We start from the raw sequence: 10405 nt of genomic DNA on the forward strand, positions 1-10405 counted from the left end.
AATCCTATTTTATCCCCGACATCCAGGTATAAAATGGAACGAATATATATATACTAGTACTATTATTTCCGTTTTCATTCACATTTTGCAAAAATTACGCACTTATAACTTTCCATTTTCCTCACCATATAACATATATTGAAAATTTATTAAAAGGATGGGTGCTTCATGAATATTGGAAGTTTTCGCTTACCATTTTTTGAGAAAGAAACTCAAAACGTTATGCACCAAGATCTAGAAGCCTCTGAGATAATCAGTAATTTCTTACTTACCCATATTCCTATTAAAACTAATATACCACTCATTCTCGTTTGTATCGGCACAGATCGCTCTACAGGTGACGCACTCGGCCCATTAGTTGGTACAAAACTTGAACAAATAGACATCCAAAACCTCCAAGTATTCGGTACACTAGATGAGCCAGTACATGCGCTAAATTTAGAAGAGAAAATCCAGAATATACAGAAAGAATATCCTACTGCATTTATAATTGCTGTTGATGCATGTTTAGGAAAGTCCCAAAATATCGGATCAATCACTACTGGAAAGGGACCTAGTAAACCTGGAGCTGCTATGAATAAGAAATTACCTGCAGTTGGTGATTTGCACATACACGGTATCGTCAATCTAAATGGGTTTATGGAGTTTTTCGTTCTTCAAAATACAAGATTAAGTTTAGTCATGAAAATGGCTGATGTAATCGCAAAAAGTATAAAAGAGACGGATCAAAAATTATCCGCATTAAAAAAAGCAAACCATCTATAAATAATAAGATGGTTTGCTTTTTAATTTTTCTGTGCTAATAGTTCTAAAATACGATTTAAATCTTCTTTATTAAAAAATTCAATTTCGATTTTACCTTTTTCTTTTTTCGTCTCTTTAATTTTCACATCTGTGCCAAACTTTTCTCTTAAGAACGTTTCACGTTCTACGAAAAATATATTTCGCTCTTTTTTCACTTTTTTTGTTTCACGTGAAACGTGTTGATTAATCTCTTGGACAATTTTCTCTAATTGACGAACATTTAATCCTTCTTTTTCAATGCGTTTCAATAAGGACTTCAATTGTTCTTCATCTTTTATCGTAAGTAAAGTTCTCCCATGAGCCATTGAAAGTTGACCATTTGCAATCATATCTTGTACGAAAGAAGGTAGGCTTAATAACCGAGTATAATTTGCAATGTAAGGTCTGCTTTTACCAAGACGTTTCGCTAATTGTTCTTGCGTTACATTTAGCTCATTCATTAACATCTGGTATGCCATTGCCTCTTCCATAGGATTTAAATCTTCTCGTTGTAAGTTTTCTAACAAAGCAAATTCCATCATTTGCTGTTCAGTTAATTGTCTTACAACCGCAGGTACTTTTTCTAAACCAGCCTCTTTTGCAGCACGAAATCGTCTTTCACCTGCAACAATTTCATATCCTTTAATACTCTTCCTAGCAATTAATGGTTGTAGAATACCGTGTTCCTTAATCGAAATTGCTAATTCCTGAATCGCCTCTTTATTAAAGTGTTTACGCGGTTGATATGGATTCGGCCTTAATTCAGTTACAAGAATCTCCTGAATTGTTTCCTCTTCTTTCACATCTAAATCAGGAAAAAACACATTAATTCCTCTTCCTAATCCTTTAGCCACCTGCAATCACTTCCTCTGCTAAATCTATATACACTTCTGCTCCTCTTGATTTAGCGTCATACTGCATAATAGGTTTCCCATGACTTGGAGCCTCGCTCAAGCGTACATTACGCGGAATAATCGAGCGATATACTTTATCCCTAAAATACTTTTTCACTTCATCTATAACTTGAATCCCTAAATTTGTACGGGCATCCAACATTGTTAACAATACACCTTGAATTGCTAAATTTTTATTTAAATGTTTTTGTACAAGTCGAACTGTATTTAATAGCTGACTTAACCCTTCTAGTGCGTAATATTCACACTGTACAGGAATAATAACAGAATCTGCTGCTGTTAATGCATTAATCGTTAATAACCCTAAAGATGGGGGACAGTCGATAATAATATAGTCATATTCATCACGAACTGGCTGTAATGCTCTTTGCAAACGTACTTCCCGGGAAATAGTCGGTACCAATTCAATTTCAGCACCAGCCAATTGAATTGTAGCGGGTAGAACATCTAAGTTTTCAGTTGCGGTTTTCTGTATAACCCCTTGAACATCTGCATCTTCCACAAGAACGTTGTAAATACATTGATCTAATTCAGATTTTTCAATTCCCACACCAGTCGTTGCATTTCCTTGAGCATCAATATCTACAAGAAGGACTTTTTTACCTACTTGCGCCAATCCAGCCCCTAAATTAACAGATGTTGTTGTTTTTCCAACACCGCCTTTTTGATTAGCAATAGCAATGATTTTTCCCATGATGTCACCTACTTTCAACCTTTCTATCTTATTCTAGTAACAATTACGTTTATTGTAACATGAAATAAAACTTTTTCTTTTACGTCCTTTATTAAACTTCAAAATTTATTTCTAAACTCCTTCTTCATTTAACAAGAAAATATAGTAAAAGAGACCTCTCCAATAGGATAAGGTCTCTAGCACGTCATTATTATTTTTTCTTTGGAATTTTAATTGTAATTTGATAGTACTCATCAAATTCTTCTTCCTCAGAATTAACATTCAAACCACTTTCAGTAACCATTTGTAAAGATTGTCTAATTGTATTCATAGCAATCCTCGTATCTCGACTTACTGCTTTTTGCTTTGCCTTACGCTTCGGTTTCGCTTCCTCTAGTAACTTCGCAATTCGTTCTTCTGTTTGCTTTACATTTAGTTGTTTCTCAACAATTTCCTGTAAAACCTTCAGTTGTAATTCCTCATTTTTTAAAGGAATGAGAGCGCGGGCATGACGTTCTGTAATGCTTTTTTCTAATAATGCACTTTTTATTTCTTCAGGCAACTTTAACAAGCGCAACTTATTTGCGATTGTAGATTGTCCTTTTCCAAGTCTTTGTGCCAATGCTTCTTGTGTTAAATTATGTAACTCAATCAGCTTTTGATATGCCACAGCTTCCTCGATTGCCGTTAGTTCCTCACGTTGCAAGTTTTCAATTAAAGCTACAGAAGCTGTCTCTGTATCATTTAAATTCTTTATAATTGCAGGAACCTTTTCCCAACCTAACTTTGTTGCCGCGCGAAAACGTCTTTCTCCAGCAATAATCTCGTACTTATCATCCTCATATTGCCTTACAACAATCGGTTGAATAAGTCCATGTGTACGAATTGTTAATGCTAGCTCATCAATACGCGCATCATCAAAAACTGTTCTTGGTTGATAACGGTTAGGGGTAATATTTACTATCGGAATTTCTTGTATTTCTTCATATACCTTTTTATCTATCTCTTCATGGCTTTCGTCTTGTAATTCGAATTCGCTCTCTTTATCTCCAAAGCCAAATAAACGAGAAAACGTATTTTTCATACATATTCCACCACCTTTTAGGCCTATTGACTATTCTCCATAAAATGTTTCCTATGAAACATTTACGTTTTCATTTATATAATTTAATCTTACGTCTAATAAGATTTATTTTTCAATAGGTAATTTATTGGGTGTTCCCGGTTTGCGTGGATATTTCTTTGGTGTCTTGCGCTTTTTCTCGATTAATAAAATATTACGTTCACTCTCTTCAAATGGCAATTGGAACGTAGACATCTCTTTCAACTCTCCGCCTAGCACCTCTAAAGCATACTTGCCATTTTCAATTTCTTCGTTTGCTGCTGCACCTTTCATTGCAATGAATGTTCCTCCAACTTTTACAAGTGGTAAACATAGCTCACTTAATACAGAAAGACGCGCAACTGCACGTGCCATTACAATATCGTATGATTCACGTACACCTTCTTTTTTCCCAAATGTTTCAGCACGATCGTGACAAAATGCAACATCACTTAATTCTAACTTTTGGGCTAAGTGATTTAAGAAATTAATACGTTTTTGCAATGAATCTACAATTGTTACTTTTAAGTGCGGGAAACAAATTTTTAAAGGAATACTTGGGAATCCAGCCCCTGCACCAACATCACAAATTGAGAATGGTTTTGAAAAATCATAATAAAAAGCAGCTGTAATGGAATCAAAAAAGTGTTTTAAATATACTTCTTCTTTTTCTGTAATAGCCGTTAAGTTCATTTTTTCATTCCACTCTACTAATGTTTCAAAGTAGATTTTGAACTGCTCTAACTGTCTAGAAGAGAGGGTGATTCCCTTCTCTTCTAGCATAGATTGAAATTGTTCTATGTTCATCTAGCAATATCTCCTTACTATTTATTGGTTCGATACGCGTGCAATTTTTCCTTGTTCTATATACACAAGTAAAATGGAAATATCCGCTGGATTTACGCCAGAAATACGTGAAGCCTGCCCCATTGAAAGTGGACGAACATCTTTCAATTTCTGTCTAGCTTCTGAAGCAAGGCTAGAAATCGCATCATAATCAATATCTACAGGGATTTTTTTACTCTCCATTTTCTTCATACGCTCTACTTGCTGTAAAGATTTTTCAATATACCCTTCATACTTAATCTGAATTTCAACTTGTTCTTTAACTTCATCACTTAATTCTACTTCACTTGGTACTAAAAGATGAATATGCTCATATGTCATCTCTGGACGACGTAATAAGTCACTTGCACGTATTCCATCTTTCAATTCACTTCCGCCAATATTGCGAATTAATTCTTGAACTTCAGGACGTGGTTTAATAATAATGCTGCTTAAACGTTCCTTTTCCTGTTCAATTTGTAATTTTTTATTTGTAAATCGCTCATAGCGCTCTTCTTTAATTAATCCAATTTCACGACCAACTTCAGTTAAACGAAGATCAGCATTATCGTGGCGTAATAATAGACGGTATTCTGCACGAGACGTTAATAAACGATATGGTTCATTTGTACCTTTCGTTACAAGATCATCAATTAAGACGCCAATATAAGCATCCTCGCGACCTAAAACAACTTCTTTTTTACCTAAAGAACGGCATGCTGCATTAATTCCAGCCATAAGCCCTTGTCCGGCCGCCTCTTCGTAACCAGAAGTTCCATTAATTTGTCCTGCTGTATATAAATTTTTAATCTTTTTCGTTTCAAGTGTTGGCCATAGTTGTGTTGGCACAATTGCATCATATTCAATTGCATAACCTGTACGCATCATTTCAACATTTTCTAGGCCTGGAATTGTTCTAAGCATGTCACGTTGTACATCTTCTGGTAAGCTTGTGGATAAACCTTGTACATATACTTCTTGTGTATTACGCCCTTCTGGCTCTAAGAAAATTTGATGACGTGGTTTATCATTAAATCTTACTACTTTGTCTTCAATAGAAGGACAATATCTAGGGCCTGTTCCTTTAATCATACCAGAATACATAGCTGAACGATGTAAATTTTCATCTATTAAACGGTGTGTTTCTGTACTTGTATATGTCAACCAACATGGAATTTGATCCATAATAAATTTCGTTGTTTCAAAAGAGAACGCACGTGGCTTATCATCACCTGGTTGAATTTCTGTTTTACTGTAGTCAATTGTATTACTGTTTACACGCGGAGGTGTCCCTGTTTTAAATCTAACAAGATCAAATCCAAGTTCCTCTAAATGCTCAGATAATGTAATAGACGGTTGCTGATTATTTGGACCGCTTGAATATTTTAAGTCGCCCATGATAATCTCGCCGCGTAAAAATGTTCCAGTTGTAATTACAACGGTTTTTGCTGTATATTCTGCACCAGCTTGTGTAACTACCCCTTTACATACACCTTCTTCAACGATTAAACGCTCTACCATTCCTTGGAACAACGTTAAGTTTGGTGTTTCTTCAATTGTTTTCTTTAATTCATGTTGGTAAGCGAATTTATCAGCTTGCGCTCGAAGTGCACGTACGGCTGGTCCCTTACCTGTATTTAGCATACGCATTTGAATATGAGTTTTATCAATATTACGTCCCATTTCTCCGCCTAATGCATCAATTTCACGAACAACAATCCCTTTTGCTGGTCCACCAACAGAAGGGTTACATGGCATGAATGCTACCATATCCAAATTAATTGTTAACATTAATGTTTTTGAGCCCATTCGTGCTGCCGCAAGACCAGCTTCACATCCTGCATGACCTGCACCGATTACTATGACATCGTATGAACCGGCATTGTATCCCATTGTTTATTCCTCCTAATAATCTCTATCTTTCTACAACTTCACTATATTATTTTCCTAAACAAAATTGAGAGAACAACTGGTCAATTAAGCTTTCATGCACTGTGTCCCCAGTAATTTCACCAAGTATTTCCCACGTTCTTGTTAAATCAATTTGTACCATATCAATTGGTACACCATTTTCAATCGCCTCAACTGCATCACCGATTGTTTTTCCTGCTTGTGTTAATAATCCAATATGTCTCGCATTAGAAACATATGTCATATCTGCAGAATCGATTGTTCCTTCAAAGAATAAATCAGCTATTGCCTTTTCGAGTTCATCTATTCCTTGTTCCTCAATTAAGGATGTTGTAATAATACGATTTCCCGCGGCTAACTCTGTAATACGTTCCATATCAATCGCTTGCGGTAAATCAGTCTTATTCACAATAACAATAAAGTCTTTTCCTTGTACCGCACGGAATAGATCTTCATCCTCATTTGTTAAAGCCTCGCTATAGTTGACAACAACTAATACTAAATCCGCTTGGCTCATCATTTCTTTTGAACGTTCCACACCAATTCGTTCAACAACATCTTCTGTCTCCCGAATACCGGCTGTATCTATAAGTTTAAGAGGTACACCACGCACGTTAACGTACTCTTCAATAACATCACGAGTTGTTCCTGCAATATCAGTTACAATTGCCTTTTTCTCCTGAACAAGACTATTTAATAACGATGATTTCCCAACGTTAGGTCTACCGATAATTGCTGTAGCAATACCTTCACGTAAAATTTTCCCCTGTTTTGATGTTTCTAATATTTTTTCGATTTCCGAACGAACATGCATCGCTTTCTCAATTAAAATATTATGTGTCATCTCTTCTACATCATCGTATTCTGGATAATCTATATTTACCTCAACATGAGCTAATGTTTCTAATATTTCTTGACGCAAAAGACCAATTAATTTAGATAATCGCCCTTCCATTTGATTAATTGCTACATTCATCGCACGATCTGTTTTTGCTCGAATCAAATCCATAACAGCTTCTGCTTGTGATAAGTCGATACGTCCATTTAAAAAAGCACGTTTTGTAAATTCGCCCGGTTCTGCCAATCGTACTCCTTGTGCTAGAATAAGTTGCAATACTTTATTTACTGAAACAAGTCCACCGTGACAGTTAATTTCCACTATATTTTCACGTGTAAAAGTCCTTGGTGCGCGCATAATAGACACCATAACTTCTTCAATAACTTGATTTGTATCTAAATCAACAATATGACCATAATGAATAGTGTGAGAAGGAACCTTTGTTAAATCCTTCCCCTTAAAAATACGATCAACTTTCTCAACCGCATCATCCCCACTTACTCGAACAATGGCAATTGCACCCTCTCCAAGCGCTGTGGAAATCGCAGCAATTGTATCAAATTCCATGTCCTTTCACCTCACTTGCTTATTTATCTCTATTTCAACATGATTATTTCTTTCACTAAATTATTAGGATACCATAACGAACCTATCTACAAAAGAAGAATAACTCATTTTATTATATCCCCATGTAAAAAACACTAAACTTATTCACAGTGGATAAGTTTAGTGTTTTTTAGTTATCCACATCTATTTTCCGCTCAAAAAAACCGGCACTCATTTGAGCAACCGGTCATTTAGGAGATATTACAACATGCCGATGTGGTTCATTTCCTTCAGAAGTTGTATTGATACCTTGATGATTTGATAATGCCTGATGAATAATTTTTCGTTCAAAAGATGGCATTGGTTCTAAAATAACTCTTTTTTTCGTATTAAATACTTGTTTCGCTAATCGATAAGAAAGTGATTCTAACGTACTTTTTCTTTTACTACGATAATTTTCAGCATCTAGTGTAATACCGATATACTGCTTCGTGTTACGATTCGCGACAAGTTTTGTTAAATACTGTAAAGAGTTCAATGTATTACCTCTTTTACCAATTAAAACACCTACATTATCACCAGAAATTGTAAATTCGATTTCGCGTCCTTTTACAATTTTACTAATCTCGACTTCCACACCCATATCGTGAATAACATTTCTTAAATATTCTTCACATTCTTGAATTGGATCTTTCTTCAATACAACTTCTACTACTGCAGGGCGATTCCCAAATAAACCTAAGAATCCCCTTTTACCCTCATCGACAATATTTATATCTACTCGATCTTTTGATGTATTTAATTGCCTTAAAGCATCCTCTACTGCCAGCTCGACTGTTTGTCCTTTAGCAGTAATTACACTCACTTGCTTGAGCCTCCAGCCTTACCAGCCTTACTAGCCTTAATCTCTGGCCCTTTAATAAAGTACATTTGAGCAATACCAAAGATATTACCAACAACCCAGTAAAGTGATAATGCAGCTGGGAAGTTAATTGCAAAGATTAAAATCATAATCGGCATAAGCCAAAGCATCATTGCCATTTGTGGATTTTGACCAGCTGTTCCTGCCATTGCAAGCTTTTGCTGAATAAATGTCGTAATTGCTGCAACGACTGGTAAGATATAGAACGGGTCTGCATGTCCTAAATCGAACCATAAGAAACTATGTTGTTTAATTTCAGCTGTTCTCATAATTGCATGATAAAAAGCGAACAGAATTGGCATTTGAATAAAGATTGGTAAACAACCAGCTAATGGATTTACACCATTTTTTTGGTATAACTGCATCATTTCTTGCTGCAGTTTTTGCTGTGTCGCTTGATCTTTAGAGCTATATTTCTCTTTTAACTTCACCATTTCCGGTTGTAACGCTTGCATCGCTTTCGTACTCTTCGTTTGTTTAATCATTAATGGTAATAACGCAAAACGAATGATAAGAGTCGTAACAACAATTGCTAAACCATAATTACTGTTAAATAAGTTTGCAAAATACGTGATTAACTGAGAAAGCGGGTATACGAAGTATTCATTCCAAATTCCAGTGCTTTTTGGTGTAATTGGCTGATTTACTTCACTACAGCCAGCAGTAATCGCCATTAATGCAATAAGCATGGCTAGTAAACCTAATTTCTTTTTCAAAGCCTACTCCTCCTTGTATCGGTATGTATATAGTGTAATTCATTTCCTTACGCTACTTTTTTATTCTTTTCATACCAGAGCGTTTAAAGACATGAATTAAGCTTTTCTTTACTTCTTCATATGTCATCTCTGCACAAGGCTTCCTTGCTATTATAACAAAATCTTTTCCAGAAGCTATCTCATCTTTTAACTCTGTAATAGCCTGACGGACCATGCGCTTAATTCGATTACGAACTACTGCATTTCCTATTTTCTTGCTAACAGAAAGGCCGATGCGAAAGTTTGGCTGTTCTTCTTTATCTAATTGGTATACAACAAACTGACGATTTGCATTTGATTTTCCTTTTTGAAAAACCGCCTGGAATTCATCATTCTTCTTTATACGATGTTTTTTCTTCATATCAATTGACACTCCTGTATTTCATCAGCGGAAATTCACTATTATTAGAAAAAAAGACCACTGAACGATCAGTGGTCTACGCAGATAATACTTTTCTTCCTTTACGACGACGAGCTGCTAGCACTTTACGTCCGTTCGCTGTGCTCATACGGCTGCGGAAACCATGTACTTTGCTGCGCTTACGTTTATTTGGTTGGTAAGTTCTTTTCATTATATGACACCTCCCTGAGGAATATCTGTTAAAGACAGTCCTATAAATTATAGTTAATTAACTAGGAAAATGTCAATGGTTCTAGAAATTTTCATCAAATATTCATTTTGAACCTATTCACATACTTTTTCACAGCACCTATATTTCCTTGTGGATAAATATTTTTTCGCGCTTTTTATATCCACAAACTTTTTTCGCACTTTTACACAGTATATCGTGTTGTGGACAAGTTTATTCCACAAGGTATTGATTTTGTGGATAACTTTCTTAAATTCATTGCTATAGCCACTTTTTTTTGATATTATAGTTGTGTTTTCACTTTGAATAAGTTTTCCACATCTTTATCTTATCCACAATTTGTGTATAACATGTGGACAGTTTTAATCACATGTGGGTAAATAGTTGTCCACATTTGCTTTTTTTGTCGAAAACCCTATCTCATATACAAACGACGTTTTTAGGTTTTAAAATACGTTTCGTATAAATATACATTTTATATTTATTAGGTTGTACATTTGTTGCGCAACCTTATTCTTTTACCAACTTAGTAAAGGAGGGACACCT

General features: G+C 35.3%; 11 protein-coding genes. 1 reads left to right on the plus strand and 10 read right to left on the minus strand.

Annotated features, from left to right (window positions below):
* Window positions 1-168 precede the first annotated feature (168 nt).
* Complete coding sequence (gene yyaC / locus ACX9TM_RS27650) at window positions 169-765, plus strand: spore protease YyaC (RefSeq protein WP_001020714.1); 597 nt, start codon at window positions 169-171, stop codon at window positions 763-765.
* Window positions 766-785: 20 nt separating this feature from the next.
* Here the strand turns inward: yyaC and spo0J are convergent, their stop codons facing one another.
* From spo0J to rpmH, 10 genes are all read right to left on the minus strand, one after another.
* Window positions 786-1637 carry a stage 0 sporulation protein Spo0J gene (gene spo0J, locus ACX9TM_RS27655; protein WP_001051832.1) on the minus strand — a complete coding sequence of 284 codons (852 nt, stop codon included), beginning with the start codon at window positions 1635-1637 and terminating at the stop codon, window positions 786-788.
* Window positions 1630-2391 (minus strand): sporulation initiation inhibitor protein Soj, encoded by a 762-nt coding sequence (soj, locus tag ACX9TM_RS27660; RefSeq protein ID WP_000516114.1) that lies wholly within the window; start codon window positions 2389-2391, stop codon window positions 1630-1632. The genes spo0J and soj overlap by 8 nt, the downstream gene beginning before the upstream one ends.
* Before the next feature lie 190 nt (window positions 2392-2581).
* Window positions 2582-3454 (minus strand): nucleoid occlusion protein, encoded by an 873-nt coding sequence (noc, locus tag ACX9TM_RS27665; protein ID WP_000799016.1) that lies wholly within the window; start codon window positions 3452-3454, stop codon window positions 2582-2584.
* Window positions 3455-3559: 105 nt separating this feature from the next.
* On the minus strand, window positions 3560-4279 hold the full coding sequence (gene rsmG, locus ACX9TM_RS27670) for a 16S rRNA (guanine(527)-N(7))-methyltransferase RsmG (protein ID WP_001019628.1): 720 nt from the start codon (window positions 4277-4279) through the stop codon (window positions 3560-3562).
* A gap of 21 nt (window positions 4280-4300) precedes the next feature.
* Window positions 4301-6190: a tRNA uridine-5-carboxymethylaminomethyl(34) synthesis enzyme MnmG gene (mnmG, locus tag ACX9TM_RS27675; RefSeq protein ID WP_000541031.1), complete on the minus strand. Its 1890-nt coding sequence runs from the start codon at window positions 6188-6190 to the stop codon at window positions 4301-4303.
* Between the two features lie 46 nt (window positions 6191-6236).
* Window positions 6237-7613, minus strand: a complete 1377-nt coding sequence (gene mnmE, locus ACX9TM_RS27680; RefSeq protein WP_065381948.1) for a tRNA uridine-5-carboxymethylaminomethyl(34) synthesis GTPase MnmE — start codon at window positions 7611-7613, stop codon at window positions 6237-6239.
* Window positions 7614-7839: 226 nt separating this feature from the next.
* Window positions 7840-8457 (minus strand): RNA-binding cell elongation regulator Jag/EloR, encoded by a 618-nt coding sequence (jag, locus tag ACX9TM_RS27685; RefSeq protein WP_000111516.1) that lies wholly within the window; start codon window positions 8455-8457, stop codon window positions 7840-7842.
* Window positions 8454-9230, minus strand: a complete 777-nt coding sequence (gene spoIIIJ / locus ACX9TM_RS27690) for a YidC family membrane integrase SpoIIIJ (protein WP_000727734.1) — start codon at window positions 9228-9230, stop codon at window positions 8454-8456. The genes jag and spoIIIJ overlap by 4 nt, the downstream gene beginning before the upstream one ends.
* A 52-nt stretch (window positions 9231-9282) precedes the next feature.
* Window positions 9283-9630, minus strand: a complete 348-nt coding sequence (gene rnpA, locus ACX9TM_RS27695; protein ID WP_000726619.1) for a ribonuclease P protein component — start codon at window positions 9628-9630, stop codon at window positions 9283-9285.
* Window positions 9631-9706: 76 nt separating this feature from the next.
* Window positions 9707-9841, minus strand: coding sequence for a 50S ribosomal protein L34 (gene rpmH, locus ACX9TM_RS27700; protein WP_000831901.1), 135 nt, complete (start codon window positions 9839-9841; stop codon window positions 9707-9709).
* Window positions 9842-10405 lie beyond the last annotated feature (564 nt).

The organism is Bacillus sp. LH1 (genome assembly GCF_057924895.1).

Excerpts from the sequence above, each read along its gene's own strand:
- yyaC (WP_001020714.1), top strand. The coding sequence starts at position 169 with ATGAATATTGGAAGTTTTCGCTTACCATTTTTTGAGAAAGAAACTCAA.
- rsmG (WP_001019628.1), bottom strand. The coding sequence starts at position 4,279 with ATGAACATAGAACAATTTCAATCTATGCTAGAAGAGAAGGGAATCACC.
- noc (WP_000799016.1), bottom strand. The coding sequence starts at position 3,454 with ATGAAAAATACGTTTTCTCGTTTATTTGGCTTTGGAGATAAAGAGAGC.
- rpmH (WP_000831901.1), bottom strand. The coding sequence starts at position 9,841 with ATGAAAAGAACTTACCAACCAAATAAACGTAAGCGCAGCAAAGTACAT.
- mnmE (WP_065381948.1), bottom strand. The coding sequence starts at position 7,613 with ATGGAATTTGATACAATTGCTGCGATTTCCACAGCGCTTGGAGAGGGT.
- mnmG (WP_000541031.1), bottom strand. The coding sequence starts at position 6,190 with ATGGGATACAATGCCGGTTCATACGATGTCATAGTAATCGGTGCAGGT.
- soj (WP_000516114.1), bottom strand. The coding sequence starts at position 2,391 with ATGGGAAAAATCATTGCTATTGCTAATCAAAAAGGCGGTGTTGGAAAA.
- rnpA (WP_000726619.1), bottom strand. The coding sequence starts at position 9,630 with ATGAAGAAAAAACATCGTATAAAGAAGAATGATGAATTCCAGGCGGTT.